At 64.6% G+C, this 13,978-nt stretch carries 11 protein-coding genes and 2 riboswitches; of the genes, 1 reads left to right on the forward strand and 10 read right to left on the reverse strand.

What is annotated here, in order from left to right; genetic code table 11:
• Positions 1-100: 100 nt before the first annotated feature.
• The 8 genes from prpB to LH128_RS04385 form a co-directional block, all read right to left on the reverse strand.
• Positions 101-1,021, reverse strand: coding sequence for a methylisocitrate lyase (gene prpB, locus LH128_RS04350; protein ID WP_008828364.1), 921 nt, complete (start codon positions 1,019-1,021; stop codon positions 101-103).
• Positions 1,022-1,030: 9 nt separating this feature from the next.
• The gene (prpC, locus tag LH128_RS04355; protein WP_008828365.1) at positions 1,031-2,188 is read right to left on the reverse strand and encodes a bifunctional 2-methylcitrate synthase/citrate synthase; all 1,158 of its coding nucleotides are present in this window, start codon (positions 2,186-2,188) and stop codon (positions 1,031-1,033) included.
• The gene (locus LH128_RS04360) at positions 2,185-2,490 is read right to left on the reverse strand and encodes a hypothetical protein (RefSeq protein ID WP_008828366.1); all 306 of its coding nucleotides are present in this window, start codon (positions 2,488-2,490) and stop codon (positions 2,185-2,187) included. The genes prpC and LH128_RS04360 overlap by 4 nt, the downstream gene beginning before the upstream one ends.
• Entirely contained in the window at positions 2,487-3,683 is a 1,197-nt protein-coding gene (gene prpF / locus LH128_RS04365; protein WP_008828367.1) for a 2-methylaconitate cis-trans isomerase PrpF, read from the reverse strand. Before prpF ends, LH128_RS04360 begins: the two co-directional genes overlap by 4 nt.
• On the reverse strand, positions 3,683-6,313 hold the full coding sequence (gene acnD / locus LH128_RS04370) for a Fe/S-dependent 2-methylisocitrate dehydratase AcnD (protein WP_008828368.1): 2,631 nt from the start codon (positions 6,311-6,313) through the stop codon (positions 3,683-3,685). Before acnD ends, prpF begins: the two co-directional genes overlap by 1 nt.
• A 93-nt stretch (positions 6,314-6,406) precedes the next feature.
• Positions 6,407-6,814: an acyl-CoA thioesterase gene (locus LH128_RS04375; RefSeq protein ID WP_008828369.1), complete on the reverse strand. Its 408-nt coding sequence runs from the start codon at positions 6,812-6,814 to the stop codon at positions 6,407-6,409.
• Positions 6,815-6,994: 180 nt separating this feature from the next.
• On the reverse strand, positions 6,995-8,023 hold the full coding sequence (locus LH128_RS04380; protein ID WP_008828370.1) for a methionine synthase: 1,029 nt from the start codon (positions 8,021-8,023) through the stop codon (positions 6,995-6,997).
• Between the two features lie 26 nt (positions 8,024-8,049).
• Positions 8,050-9,048, reverse strand: coding sequence for a DUF1852 domain-containing protein (locus LH128_RS04385; RefSeq protein ID WP_008828371.1), 999 nt, complete (start codon positions 9,046-9,048; stop codon positions 8,050-8,052).
• 396 nt (positions 9,049-9,444) lie between these two features.
• Positions 9,445-9,667: riboswitch (cobalamin riboswitch) on the reverse strand.
• Positions 9,668-10,134: 467 nt separating this feature from the next.
• Between LH128_RS04385 and LH128_RS31255 the strand changes: the two genes are divergently transcribed.
• Positions 10,135-10,596, forward strand: coding sequence for a hypothetical protein (locus tag LH128_RS31255; RefSeq protein ID WP_172704937.1), 462 nt, complete (start codon positions 10,135-10,137; stop codon positions 10,594-10,596).
• 110 nt (positions 10,597-10,706) lie between these two features.
• Here LH128_RS31255 and LH128_RS04395 read toward each other — a convergent pair whose 3' ends face one another.
• On the reverse strand, positions 10,707-11,441 hold the full coding sequence (locus tag LH128_RS04395; RefSeq protein ID WP_008828373.1) for a DUF4198 domain-containing protein: 735 nt from the start codon (positions 11,439-11,441) through the stop codon (positions 10,707-10,709).
• 89 nt (positions 11,442-11,530) lie between these two features.
• Positions 11,531-13,627: a TonB-dependent siderophore receptor gene (locus LH128_RS04400; RefSeq protein WP_008828374.1), complete on the reverse strand. Its 2,097-nt coding sequence runs from the start codon at positions 13,625-13,627 to the stop codon at positions 11,531-11,533.
• Between the two features lie 184 nt (positions 13,628-13,811).
• A riboswitch (cobalamin riboswitch) is annotated at positions 13,812-13,978 on the reverse strand. This riboswitch is flagged as partial in the annotation.

The raw sequence follows: 13,978 nt of genomic DNA on the forward strand, positions 1-13,978 counted from the left end.
AAATCCTGTGTGTCCTTGTCAGGCGCGCCGATAGACGGCCCTCCGACCCGTCGGGATCGAAGAACCGTCCAGCGCAGCGATGTCGCAGGGCTGAAGGAGTTTAGACCTGCGGGATCGCCTCGGGCACGATCGTCTTGACGATCGATGCGTCGAGCTCTTCGTAGTCGTGAAGACCGATCGTCTCGTAGAGTTCGGCGCGGGTCTGCATGGCATCGACCATCGCGTGGGTGCCGCCGTCCTTGGCAATCGCGGCGTAGAGTTTCGCCTGCGCCTTGTTGGCGACGCGCAGCGAGGAGACCGGCCAGATCACCATCTTGTAGCCCATCGCCTCGAATTCGTCGGCGGTGTAGAACGGCGTCTTGCCGAACTCGGTCATGTTGGCGAGCAGCGGCACGCCCGGCATCGCGGCGGCGAACTTCTCGAACATTGCGCGGGTATTGAGCGCTTCAGGAAAGATCGCGTCGGCGCCCGCCTCGACGTAGATCCTCGCGCGTTCCAGCGCCGCATCGAAGCCTTCGACCCCGGCGGCATCGGTGCGCGCGACGATCACGATGTCGCGGCTCGCCTTCTTGGCGGCGGCGACTTTGGCGGCCATGTCGGTGGGGGAGACGAGCGCCTTGCCGTTGAGGTGCCCGCACTTCTTGGGCAGGATCTGGTCCTCCAGATGGACCGCGCCCGCGCCGGCTTCCTCGAAGGTGCGGACCATGTGCATGACGTTGAGCGCCTCGCCATAGCCGGTGTCGCCGTCGACCAGCAGCGGCAGGCCGGAGGAGCGCACGATCTGGCGGATGAAGAAGGCGACTTCGTCCACGGTGATGATGCCAAGGTCGGGCAGACCCATCGAGGCGGTCATCGCCGCGCCCGAGAGGTACAAGCCATCGAACCCGGCATTGCGGGCCTGGATCGCGGCCTGGCCGTTGTGCGCGCCGGGCAGGCGATAGATGCCAGGCCGCTCCAGCGCGGCGCGGAAGCGCTTGCCGGCGGGTTCGGTGGGAAGGTCGTCAGCGAGAAGGTAGGGCATGGGTTCTCCTCAGGCCGCTTCGCTGCGCTGGGCAAGCGGCACGAAAGTCAGGTTCTCGGGGCCAGTGTAGTTGGCCGAGGGGCGGATGATCTTATTGTCCACGCGCTGCTCGATCACATGCGCGGCCCAGCCCGAGGTGCGGGCGATCACGAAGAGCGGGGTGAACATCGCAGTCGGCACGCCCATCAGGTTGTAGGATACCGCAGAGAACCAGTCGAGGTTGGGGAACATCGACTTGGCGTCCCACATCACGCTTTCGATCCGCTCGGCCACCGCAAACTGGCGCTGGGCACCGGCTTCGTCGGCAAGGTCCTTGGCGACGCGCTTGATGACGACGTTGCGCGGGTCGGAGATCGTGTAGACCGGGTGGCCGAAGCCGATCACCACTTCCTTGGCCTCCACCCGGCGACGGATGTCGGCCTCGGCCTCGTCGGCGGTCGCGTAGCGCTTCTGGATCTCGTAGGCGACTTCGTTGGCGCCGCCGTGCTTGGGACCGCGCAGCGCGCCGATGGCGCCGGCGATGCAGGAATACATGTCAGAGGCGGTGCCCGCGATGACGCGCGCAGTGAAGGTCGAGGCGTTGAACTCATGCTCGGCATAGAGGATCAGCGAGGTGTGCATCGCGCGCACCCAGCTTTCCGGTGCGGGTCTGCCGTGCAGCAGGTGGAGGAAATGGCCGCCGATGCTGTCGTCGCCCGTTTCCACCTCGATCCGGCGACCGTGGTGTGTGAAGTGATACCAGTAGAGCAGGATCGAGCCGAGCGAGGCCATCAGCCGGTCGGCAATGTCGCGCGCGTCGGGCAGGTTGTGGTCGTGGGTCTCGGGCAGCACGCAGCCCAGCGCCGAGACGCCCGAGCGCATCACGTCCATTGGATGTGCGGCGGCGGGGATCGCTTCCAGCGCCGATTTCACCGAGTGGGGCAGGCCCCGCAGGCCCTTCAGCTTGGCCTTGTAGGCGACAAGCTGCGGCGCGGTCGGCAGTTCGCCATGGACCAGCAGATGGGCGATCTCCTCGAACTCGGCGGTTTCCGCGAATTCGAGGATGTCGTAGCCGCGATAGTGCAGGTCGTTGCCGGTCTTGCCGACGGTGCACAGCGCGGTGTTGCCTGCAGCGACGCCCGAGAGGGCGACGGACTTCTTGGGCTTGAAGGGAGTCTCGGCGTTCATGCGGCGTATTCCCGTTTGTGCGTGAGCGTGGTGAAAGTGAAGCGGCCGCTGGCGGCCATGGTGCGCCCGCCGCCGTCCTGCGGCGCGGTGGCGAAGACGGAGACGACGATCGCCTGATGGTCAGCGCTGACCGACCAGGTCTCGAGATCGACGTCGGGTGTGGAGAAGCCCTCGTTCAACTGGACCTGTTCGCACCGGGCGCAGCGGATCGTGCCGGGCAGATGAGCCGAAGCACGATCGGCGGCGGCGCTGACCATCGCGCCCAGCAGATCGAGACCCTTCTCGGGACGGTTGGAGATCATTTCGCACCTCCTTCGAGAACGTCGGCAGGCACGCGAACGCTGCCTTCCATGAGGATGCGGGCGCTGCGGCTCATGATCGCGCGTGCGACGGTCCACTGGCCGTCCACCTGCCGGGCTTCCGCCCCGACGCGCAGGGTGCCCGAGGGGTGGCCGAACGTGACGGACCGGCGCTTGCCGCCGCCCGCCGCGAGGTTGACCAGCGTGCCCGGCACGGCGGCGGCAGCGGCGATGGCGACGGATGCGGTGCCCATCATCGCATGGTGCAGCTTGCCCATCGACAAGGCCCGGACGAGCAGGTCGATCTCGCCTGCGGCAACGGTCTTGCCGCTGGACGTGACATATTCCACCGGCGAGGCGATGAAGGCAATCTTGGGCGTGTGCTGGCGCCTGGCGGCTTCCTCGGGCGTCTTGATGAGACCCATCTTCAGCGCACCGATCGTGCGCAGCGCCTCGAACCGCGCCAGCGCGGCGGCGTCCGTGTTGATCGCCTCGCGCAGTTCGGTGCCGGTGTAGCCGATGGCTTCGGCATCGACGAAGATCGTCGGGATGCCGGCGTTGATGAGCGTGGCGCGTAGCTTGCCGCCTGCGACGAGGGCCTCGGGCACGTCGAGTTCATCGACCAGATTGCCAGTCGGGAACATGGCGCCGCCATCCTCACCCTCATCGGCGGGATCGACGAATTCCAGCACGATCTCGGCGGCGGGAAAGGTCACGCCGTCCAGCTCGAAGTCGCCGGTTTCCAGCACTGCGCCGCCGCTGACGGGGACATGCGCGATGATGGTCTTGCCGATATTGGCCTGCCAGATGCCCACGGTGCGCACCCCGTCAGGTCCGGCTGCGACATAACCCGCATGGATCGCGAAAGCCCCGGCGGCGGTCGAAAGGTTGCCGCAATTGCCAGACCAGTCCACGAAATCGGTGTCGATGGAGACCTGCCCATAGAGGTAGTCCACGTCGTGCCCTTCGCGCGTGCTGGGCGAGAGGATCACGCATTTGCTGGTGCTGGAGGTCGCGCCGCCCATGCCGTCGATCTGGGCGCCGTAGGGGTCGGGGCTGCCGATCACGCGCTGGAACAGGCGGTCGCGAGCTTGGCCGGGAACGCGCGCGGCTTCGGGCAGGTCTTCGAGGCGGAAGAACACGCCCTTGCTGGTGCCGCCGCGCATGTACGTGGCCGGAATGGCGATCTGGCCCATCAGACGGTTTCCGCTTCGGAAGCGAGGAAGTCGGCGGCAAAGCGCTGCAGCACGCCGCCCGCTTCGTAGATCGAGACTTCCTCGGCCGTATCGAGGCGGCAGGTTACGGGAACCTGCGTCGCCGCACCGTCGGCATGGCGGATCACCAGCGTCAGCGTGGCGCGCGGGCGGCGCTCGCCCTCCACATCATACGTTTCGGTGCCATCAAGGCCCAGCGTCAGGCGAGTGGTGCCGGGCTGAAACTCCAGCGGCAGCACGCCCATGCCGATCAGGTTGGTGCGGTGTATGCGCTCGAACCCTTCGGCGACGATGGCTTCTACGCCCGCCAGCCGCACGCCCTTGGCCGCCCAGTCGCGCGAGGAGCCCTGGCCGTAATCGGCCCCTGCCACGATGATCAGGGGTTGGCGGCGCTCCAGATAGGTCTCGATCGCTTCCCACATGCGCGTCACTTTGCCGTCGGGCTCGACGCGGGCGAGAGAGCCCTTTTTCACCGCGCCGTCCACCACCGCCATCTCGTTGACCAGCTGCGGGTTGGCGAAGGTCGCCCGCATGGCGGTCAGGTGATCGCCGCGGTGCGTGGCGTAGGAGTTGAAGTCCTCCTCCGGCAGCCCCATCCGCGCGAGGTATTCGCCCGCCGCCGAACTCGCGAGGATCGCATTCGAGGGCGAGAGGTGGTCAGTGGTGATGTTGTCGGGCAGGATCGCCAGCGGGCGCATGGCCTTGAGCGTGCGCGGGAACGCGGCCAGCGCGCCGACGCCTTCGGTATCCCAATAAGGCGGGCGGCGGATATAGGTGGATTGCGGCCGCCAGTCGTAGAGCGGGCTGGCCTCGTCACGCGCGCGTGGCGCGAACATCGGGTCGTAGACGTCGCGGAACTGCTGCGGCTTCACTGAGGCGGCGACGATCGCGTCGATGTCCTCGTCGCTGGGCCACAGGTCGGCAAGGCGGATGTCCTTGCCATCCACCACGCCCAGCACGTCGTTCTCGATATCGAAGCGTATCGTCCCCGCTATCGCATAGGCGACGACCAGCGGCGGCGAGGCAAGGAATGCTTGCCTAGCATAAGGGTGGATGCGCCCGTCGAAGTTGCGGTTCCCCGAAAGGACGGCGGTGGCGTAGAGATCGCGTTCGATGATCTCGTTCTGGATCGCCGGATCGAGCGCGCCCGACATGCCGTTGCAGGTGGTGCAGGCATAGGCGACGATGCCGAAGCCCAGCGCTTCCAGCTCCGGCAGCAGGCCGGATTCCTCCAGATAGAGGCGTGCGACCTTCGATCCGGGTGCGAAGGAAGTCTTGACCCACGGCTTGCGCGTGAGGCCCAGCGCATTGGCCTTCTTCGCGACAAGACCCGCCGCCACGACATTGCGCGGGTTGGAGGTGTTGGTGCAGCTGGTGATCGCGGCGATCACGACGGCGCCATCGGGCAGCAGCCCATCGCGCTCCTGCGCCACCGCCTTGTCGAGATCGACGGCGATGCCGCGCTCCTCCAGCGCCGAGGTCGGCAGGCGGCGGTGCGGGTTTGAGGGGCCAGCCATGTTGCGCACGACGGTTGAAAGGTCGAACTCCAGCACCCGTTCGTATTCGGCATTGCGCAGGTCGTCGGCCCAAAGGCCGGTCAGCTTTGCATAGTCCTCGACCAGCCGGACATGATCGGGATCGCGGCCCGTCAGCAGCAGGTAGTCGATGGTCTGGCTGTCGATGTGGAACATCGCAGCGGTGGCGCCGTATTCCGGGCACATATTGGAGATTGTCGCGCGGTCGCCGATCGAGAGGCTGTCGGCGCCTTCTCCGAAGAACTCGATCCATGCGCCGACGACGCGGCTCTGGCGCAGGAACTCGGTAATGGCGAGGACGATGTCGGTGGCGGTTATACCCGGCTGGCGTTGCCCGGTGAGGCGCACGCCAACGATATCGGGGAGGCGCATCATCGAGGCGCGGCCCAGCATCACCGTCTCGGCTTCCAGCCCGCCGACGCCGATGGCGATGACGCCCAGCGCATCGACGTGCGGCGTATGGCTGTCCGTGCCCACGCAGGTATCCGGAAACGCGACGCCATCGCGCACCTGAATGACGGGCGACATCTTCTCCAGATTGATCTGGTGCATGATGCCGTTGCCCGCCGGGATCACATCGACGTTCTCGAAGGCGCTCTTGGTCCATTCGATGAAGTGGAAGCGATCTTCGTTGCGGCGATCTTCTACCGCCCGGTTCTTGTCGAAGGCGGCTGCATCGAAGCCGCCATATTCGACAGCGAGCGAGTGGTCGACGATCAGCTGCGTGGGCACCACCGGATTGACCTTGGCCGGATCGCCGCCCTGGTCGGCGATGGCGTCGCGCAGGCCGGCAAGATCGACCAGCGCGGTCTGGCCGAGGATGTCGTGGCATACGACGCGCGCGGGATACCAGGGGAAGTCGAGATTGCGCTTGCGCTCGACAATCTGGGTCAGCGCATCGCTCAGCAGCGCCGGATCACAGCGGCGCACCAACTGCTCGGCGAGCACCCGGGAAACGTAGGGAAGGCCGCTATAAGCGCCGGGGCGGATGCCCTCGACGGCGGCGCGCGTGTCGAAATAATCGACGGCGGTTCCAGCTGACGTTCCAGGGAAGGGCTTGCGATAGGCGTGGTTCATGGGCCTCTTATCGGCAGCGCCGCCGCCTGTGAAAATGGCTGAAAAGGCGAAGACTTGCGGACGGATTTCTGCAAATCTGCAAACTTTGCGAATTCAGGCTGCGGCCGCGTTCTGACGGATGGGGCGTGACTTGCCGTGCTCGTCGACGCAGACCATCTCGAAACGGCCTTTTACCGCGAGCGAGCGTTCGCCGCTGATGAGCCCCTCGGCGGTCATCTCCACTTCGACCGTCAGCGACGAGCACCCTTCGCGCACGACGTAGGCGTGCAGTTCGACGAGTTGTCCGACTCGGACCGGGTGGCGGAACTCGATCTTTTCCGAGGTTCGCATCACCACCGCCGCGCGGGCATGGCGGCTTGCGGCGATGAAGGCAGCCTTGCCCAGCAGGCTGAGCGCAGTGCCACCGAACAGCGTGCCATAGTGGTTGGCCTGTTCGGGAAAGACCATTTCGCACAGCCGGGTCGATGGGGTGTCCGCGGGCAGGGCATGGGCAGTGGGCATGGTGGTATCTCCTTTGCGAAGACAGCCAACCACGCGCCGGGCGCGGGACAAACCCCTGAAAGCGGGAAGGTTGCGAAGGCCTTCCGTGCAAACCCGCGAATGTTGCGAATTCGTAGTGGGTCCAACGCCAAGGAGCCTTGTCAGAGCCCGTCCGGTTCCCGGACGAGCCCTGCGGCTCGTTCAGCCGGCGAGTTCCTCTCTGACGATCCGCGCGCCAGCGCCAAGCGCGTTCAGTTTGCCTCGAGCCACGGCGCGGGGCAGCGGGGCCATGCCGCAGTTGGTGGACGGGTAGAGCTTGTCAGCTTCCACGAACTGCAGGGCCCTGCGCAGGGTATCGGCCACCTCTTCGGGCGTTTCGATGGTGTCGCTGGCCACATCGATGGCCCCGACCATGACCTTCTTCCCGCGGATCAGTTCGATGAGGTCCAACGGAACCCGCGAGTGATGGCATTCTAGCGATACGATATCGATCTTCGACTTTTGGAGATTCGGGAAGGTCTGTTCGTACTGCCGCCATTCCGCCCCCAGGGTCTTCTTCCAGTCGGTGTTCGCCTTGATGCCGTACCCGTAGCAGATGTGGACCGCCGTTTCGCATTTCAGCCCTTCGGCAGCCCTCTCCAGCGTGGCGATCCCCCAGTCGTTGGCCTCTTCGAAGAAGACGTTGAACGCGGGCTCGTCGAACTGGATAATGTCGATGCCTGCCGCCTCCAGTTCCCTGGCCTCCTGGTTGAGGATCGTGGCGAATTCCCAGGCCAGCTTTTCCCGGCTGCGGTAATGGGCATCGTAGAGCGTATCGATCATCGTCATCGGGCCGGGCAGCGTCCATTTGATGGGCTGATCGGTCTGCGTGCGCAGATACCGGGCATCATCGACGAAGACCGGCTGCGGGCGGGCGACCGCGCCGACGACCGTAGGCACGCTCGCATCGTAGCGATTGCGGATCCTGACCGTCTCACGCTTCTCGAAATCGACGCCGCTCAGGTGCTCGATGAATGTCGTAACGAAGTGCTGGCGGGTCTGTTCGCCATCGCCGACGATGTCGATCCCGGCCTGCCGCTGATCGTCCACGGCCAGGCGCAGCGCATCGTGCTTGCCGGCGACCAGTTCCTCGCCTTCCAGCTTCCAGGGCGACCAGAGTTTCTCGGGCTCGGCCAGCCAAGAGGGCTTGGGCAGACTGCCAGCGGTCAAAGTGGGCAACAGTGTTTTCATGTTGGATGACCTTGTGTGCTGTCTTGTCAAAGGATGTGGCTGGCGGCGTAGCCGGCGGACCAGCGGTCCAGATCGGCCTGGTACGGCCGGATGAAGTGCTCTTGCGCAAACCGGCCCTGCTCGATGGCGAGGCGGCTGCGCTCTTCGCGGTCGTAGACGATCCGGGTGGACGAGAAGTCCTGATGGTTCAGGCTGGGCCGGAAGCATTTCCCCGCAGCCGAATTGGCGTTGTAGATTTCGGGCCGGTAGATCCTCTGGAACGATTCCATCGTGCTGATCGTGCCGATCAGTTCGAGGCTGGTGTAATCGCTTGCCAGATCGCCGGTGAAATAGAACGCCATCGGCGCGACACTGCCCCGAGGCATGAAGTAGCGCGCCTGCAGGCCCATCTTCGCGAAGTATTCGTCGGTGGAGGAGAACGCGCTCTGCCGGTACTCGATCCCCAGGATCGGGTGGCGGTTTTCCGTGCGATGGTAGGTCTGGCTGCTCGAGACACTCAGGCAGATGACCGGAGGCTTCGCGAAATTGTCCCGGTATGTAGGCGAGGCCAGGAAGTGCCGGAACAGGTTGCCGTGCAGATCGCCGAAGCCCTCCGGCGTCGCGAACGTAGACCGTCCCTTGTTATGCTCGGCCAGCAGCACGCTGAAGTCGTAATCGCGCACGTAGGACGAGAAATTGTTCCCGGCGATCCCGGCGATGCACGTATCGGTCTTTCGGTCGATGATGCTCGGCTTCAGGATCTCGATCATCGGGAAGGCATCGCCGCCATCGCCCGCAGCAACATGCATCTCGACCGAGACGATATCGAGCTCGACCCGGTAGCGGTCACCCTCGGGATTGTCCCAATCCGCCAGATCGTTGCAGCGGTTGTCGATCATCCTGAGGGCAGCCTGCAGGTTTTCCTGGCGGTGCTCGCCTCTGGCCAGATTGGCGAAGTTCGTCGTGATCCGCGTGTTGTCGGAGGGGCGATAATTCTCGTCGAAGCGAATGCTGCTGATGGAGAATGTGAGATCGTCGTCTGTCATGGCCGGTTGTCCTGAAGATCGCCTGATCGTGGGCGCCAGCGGCGCGCCGGAAGCGATACGGGTGAGGCGAGGGCGTGGGAATGTCGGGTTGGCGTGTGTTGCGGGCATGCACGGTGTCCTGCGGTCCGGCGCGAACGCCGTCCGTCGTTGTGGTTCGGGAATGGGTCTGGATTTGCGGCGCGCCGCGTCAGGCGGGGCTCAGCCCGATGACACGGCGCGCGGGCGCATTCGTCGATTTGCGAAGGGGCGGGACAGGATTGCAAACATCGACCGATCACCTGCTTTGGCCGGGCGGAAGGATCGAAGGAAGAACGCGCAAAGTAGGAGCGGCCCACACGGCGGATAGACTGCGGGCCACGCTTCAAGCGCGATCCACCGGAGGAACCCCCGTCCGAGGAACGTTATGGCGCCGAAGGCAGGTCTCCTGGCTTGCGGGTCATTGCGGCGGTTCCGGCCTTCCCGAGCCTTGTGCAAGGCTCAGTGACACGAAATGGAACCGCCACTCGCCACTTACAGTTGCGGGGGCAGCGCCGGACTCTGCCCCGAAGGGCACCACCGGCTTCCCGTCTTAGCCCCGCCGTCATGCCTGAAGCGGGGAACCTCGACACGCTCTCTCAACACCATCGCCAGCCAACTGTCAACCATCATATAAAGATATCTTTATATGATGGTTTCGATGTGAGGCTATTCCGTCAGCGACGCAGTCCGCGCTCGTACTTGGCCGAGGAGCGGTACACGTGAGGAAAGGCTGGAAAGCTCCTCGAGAACCTGCAAAACTATGATGGTTTCTTGATCTGAACATCGCGGTCGCCGCTGCGGCATTGCTGATTGGCAAGATCTGGAAATGCTCAAGCAGGTTCGCCGTCACAGCGGTGATCCTCAAGTCCATGGAGCAGACGTGACCGGGGACGCCGTGCAGGTGACCGGGCATCAGGCCGCCGCTCAACGACGTGCGGGTCTTCTCCGTCAAGGGTTCGTTCGACTGCCATGTCTGCCGCAATGCAACTGTCCCCCCATGGCGGTTACTGTGGGTACGCGCCTGCACACTCTCGTCTCGCCCGCATATCTGCAGAACTGCGCTGGCGCGTGGACGGCGATGGATGGCGACTGTCCTTCGGGCGATGTTTTGAGGATCATGTTGCCTTGGGTTTGCGAAGGGGGCAGGCGAAGCGTTTCGTACGTGCCGCGTTCTGGCCGCGTGCGCGGATCGAGTGGCGTGCGCTGAACGAGGCGTTCGTCATCTTGGCGCCTGACTGCGGACCCGATTCAGTCGATCTGGCTGATCTGATGGGCCGTCTGGTCGAACTGGCCAAACGACCGCTTACGCCTAAGGAACTTCTTGCGGTGCTGCCGCTCACCAACAAGGAACGCGTGCGCTGGACCAAGGACGGTCGTCTTACCCCCAGTGGATCCGTGAGTATCCGTAAGGGGCAGATCGTATCGGTGCCGACCTATTCGGTATCGCAGGTTGAGCGCCTGCTGGGCGCTCCTCAGGTCATTTGCGACTGGCGCGAAGAAGATGCGCGTCTGGGCAAGGATGGCCACTGACGCCAGCGTCTCGCAATGCCACATTCTCCATGCTCACTGGTTGTCGCCGGTAAGCACGCAAACGAGATCCAACCGCCCGACCATGACGGTCGAGCGGCCGGACGCAAGTATCATTCCGGCTTGTGTTCCAGCGTGAAGCTGAGCGTCGCCGTGAGTTCGACATTGCGGTACTTGGTCGGGTTGTCGCTAGGTCCGTTATAGACGGCATGAATGACATTGAGGCCTTGGTTACGCACGACGAGCGTTACGGTGCCGTCGGTGCCGGTCACGACCTCCTTCGCGTCCGGGTCATTCACGAAGTCAGCGATGAGATGGGCCCCGGCCACCGGCTGCCCCTGGAAGAGAACCTTGTACTTCAGCTTCTGCCCCAGCAGCTTCGGGATCGGGCCTACCGGCACGATCTGAAGCGTCTGGCCGGGCAACGCCGGTATGCTGCCCATCAGTTTGCCCTGGATCCGCACTGCATACTTGATGTTGTTGGTCGAGATTTCGGCGCCGGGCATCTCGTCGAGGCCCTTCTTTTCGTACTCGCCGCCCTTCATGCGCGACCACACGCCGTTCTGCAGAACGGCGGTGACGAAGGCGGGTTTGACTTCGGTTTCGACGAGCATGGCGAGGCCCGAGACCCGGTGCGACGCCTTGATCGACGTGCCCTCGGCATCAAAGGCGGCGACCGTGTCGATCAGCGGCTCGCGCTTTACCATGTCCATGTCGTCGGCGCCTTCGCCATAGACGAGCACGATCTGCTTCGAGCGTTCGGTCAGGTAGATACCATGGGCTTGGGCAGGTACGGTGCAGAGCGTGAGGAGCGAGGTGAGGATCGTGGCATTCAACGCGGTTTTCATCGTGCACATCCTTGCTTTGGTTCGATCGAGGGCATGGTGGAGGTCTCGGCCGGAGACAGGGGTTGCGCCCCGCATCACAGGCTCAAGCATCACAGGCCAACCGTGATGCTGGCGACGGCGCTCAAGGGGGCGCCCGGATAAAGATTGCTGCCGAAGCCGCGCTCGGCGTACTTCTTGTCGAGCAGGTTGTTGACGTTGACCTGCAGCTTCACGTTCTCTGCGAGCGGATAATAGGCGAGCAGGTTCACCGTGGCGTAAGGCCGGATATAGGGCGCGGTGGCCGCCGTGCCTGCTATGCGTCCGCCCAGATACGTGACGCCCGCGCCTGCACCCAAGCCCGCGAGGGCACCGTCCTGAAACTCGTAGACATTGAGCAGGCTGGCCGAATGGCGCGGCGTGTTGGGAAGACGCTGCCCTAACGGAAGGCGGTTGTCCTTCGTCACCTCGGAATCGGCGAAGGCATAACCACCCACCACGCGCCAGGCGCGCGTGATGTTGCCGGTGATGGAGATGTCGATGCCCCGGCTGCGCACTTCACCTGCGGCAATGCTGTAATCGAGGTTGTCCGGGTCGGTGGTTGCAACGTTCTGCTTGGTCGTGTGGAACAGCGCCGCCGTCGCGCTCAGGGTGCCGTCCAGCAGTTCGAGCTTCACGCCCGCCTCGTAGCTGGTGCCCCGCTCGGGATCTAGCACATTGCCGTTCACATCAGCGGCCGTGTTCGGCTTGTTGGAGCGCGCATAGCTGCCGTAGAGCGAGACTTGCGGGCTGAGCACAAAGACAGTGCCGAGGCGCGGGGTGAACACCGTCTGTCTGAAGGCGGAAGTCACGCCATTACGCAGGTTGAGGTTGTCGCTCTCGAATCTTTCGAGCCGTCCGCCGACCAGCACCTTCAGCCAGGGCAGCAACGATAGCTGATCCTGAGCGTAGCCGGCGAAGGTCCGCGTCTGCGTGCGGATGCTGGTGAAGCTGCCATTAAGCGGCGGTATGGCCGATCCGTAGACCGGGGCGAAGATGTCGATCGTGAAGGGCGAGAGCGTCGGGCTCGAATTGCGGATGACCTCGGTGTAGTGAAACGCCTCGAATTCGGCGCCCAGCAGCACTTCGTGCTCGATCGTGCCGGAGGCGAATTTGCCGGTCAGGTTGACCTGCGCATCGAGATCACGCCATCTCAGCGTCCGTTCGCTGTAGGTCCGCACCAGGGTGCGGCCATCGGCGCGCACGCTGGAGGCCTGGATGCCGGGGCCGCCCAGTTCGCCGTTGTAATATTGCATCCCCGCACGCAGCTTCCAGTCCCGGCCCAGCTTGTAGTCGGCGACGATGTTGCCGAGCCCGTTACGCACGCGCCAGCGGCCAACCGATGGCTCTCCGAAGAACCGGGAGGAAGGGATGGCGATCGCAAGCTGGTTGCGGAAGGCGGGATTGCCGCGATCGAGCGGTGTCTTAACCTGCACCAATTCGCCGCCAAGCGTGAAGGTCAGGTCAGAGGAGGCATCCCAGGCGACCACAGGGGCAACCACGATGCGGTCGGACTGGACATGGTCGCGGAAGGTGTCACCGCCTTCCACCGCCGCGCCAAGGCGATAGCGTACGGTCCGACCGCTATCGACAGGGCCGGTGGCATCCACGGTGCCGCGCCATCCGCCGAAGCTGTCGATCCGGCCGCTGACAGTCTGCGCCGTCCGATCCGAAGGCACGCGCGAGACGATGTTGAAGGTGCCACCCGGATCGCCGCGGCCGTAAAGCAGGGCGGCCGGGCCGCGCAGCACGTCCACGCGCTCCACCGCGATCGAATCGGGCGCAGGCGGATAGCCGCGGTTCATCGGGAAACCGTTGCGGAAATACTCAGATGAGGTGAAGCCACGCAGGTTGTAGTCGGTCAGGCCGGTGCCGCCGAAGTTGTTGCCGCGCGTGATGCCGCCCGCATAGGCCAGTACGTCCTCGACGCGGTTGGCCTGAAGGTCCTCCACGACCTGCCGGGTCAGTACCGTCACCGACTGCGGCACTTCGAGGAGCGGCGTGTCGGTGCGTGTCGCGCTGTTCGAGCGGGTGGCGTTGTAGGCGCCGCCCTTGCCGGTGACGACGATCGGATCGTCGGCGTTATCGGTTTCGGCGGCATGAGCCAGCATCGGGACCGGCATCAGCGCGAATGCGCCGGCAAGCAGTCCGGCCTTGGTCGTCGGTTTCAAGTCATTCCCCCCGGGGCGCCAGGCAACACCGGGCAGGAGGCTTCCGCGCGAACGGTCGGCGCGCACGGCAGCCGGACACCCCAAAAAGGCGGCCGACGCACGACACCGATGCGGCCCCCCGCCGCATTCTCGTCGCTCAGACGGAGAAAACTAACCGTGCCGAGACCATCCCCTGGATCAGGCAAGAGCGACCGGTGCTTCGGCAGGTCTCCTGGCTTGCGGGTCACAGCTTGATGCACGGCCTTCCCAGGCCTCGCAGGAGTTAGCGTCCGGCCCAGTGGCTGGCGGCACGAGCCTTGCCCGTCCGCACATGTACATCGCGCTCGCCGCTCACAGTTGCAGGGACAGCCT

The sequence above is a fragment of the Sphingomonas sp. LH128 genome (assembly GCF_000293195.2).
In the GTDB taxonomy this organism is placed as follows: domain Bacteria; phylum Pseudomonadota; class Alphaproteobacteria; order Sphingomonadales; family Sphingomonadaceae; genus Novosphingobium; species Novosphingobium resinovorum_A.

What these genes read in the sequence shown, in the direction of transcription:
- LH128_RS04395 (WP_008828373.1), bottom strand. Translation starts at nt 11,441, where the DNA reads ATGAAAACCGCGTTGAATGCCACGATCCTCACCTCGCTCCTCACGCTC.
- LH128_RS04385 (WP_008828371.1), bottom strand. Translation starts at nt 9,048, where the DNA reads ATGACAGACGACGATCTCACATTCTCCATCAGCAGCATTCGCTTCGAC.
- prpB (WP_008828364.1), bottom strand. Translation starts at nt 1,021, where the DNA reads ATGCCCTACCTTCTCGCTGACGACCTTCCCACCGAACCCGCCGGCAAG.
- LH128_RS04375 (WP_008828369.1), bottom strand. Translation starts at nt 6,814, where the DNA reads ATGCCCACTGCCCATGCCCTGCCCGCGGACACCCCATCGACCCGGCTG.
- prpC (WP_008828365.1), bottom strand. Translation starts at nt 2,188, where the DNA reads ATGAACGCCGAGACTCCCTTCAAGCCCAAGAAGTCCGTCGCCCTCTCG.
- LH128_RS04360 (WP_008828366.1), bottom strand. Translation starts at nt 2,490, where the DNA reads ATGATCTCCAACCGTCCCGAGAAGGGTCTCGATCTGCTGGGCGCGATG.
- LH128_RS04380 (WP_008828370.1), bottom strand. Translation starts at nt 8,023, where the DNA reads ATGAAAACACTGTTGCCCACTTTGACCGCTGGCAGTCTGCCCAAGCCC.
- prpF (WP_008828367.1), bottom strand. Translation starts at nt 3,683, where the DNA reads ATGGGCCAGATCGCCATTCCGGCCACGTACATGCGCGGCGGCACCAGC.
- acnD (WP_008828368.1), bottom strand. Translation starts at nt 6,313, where the DNA reads ATGAACCACGCCTATCGCAAGCCCTTCCCTGGAACGTCAGCTGGAACC.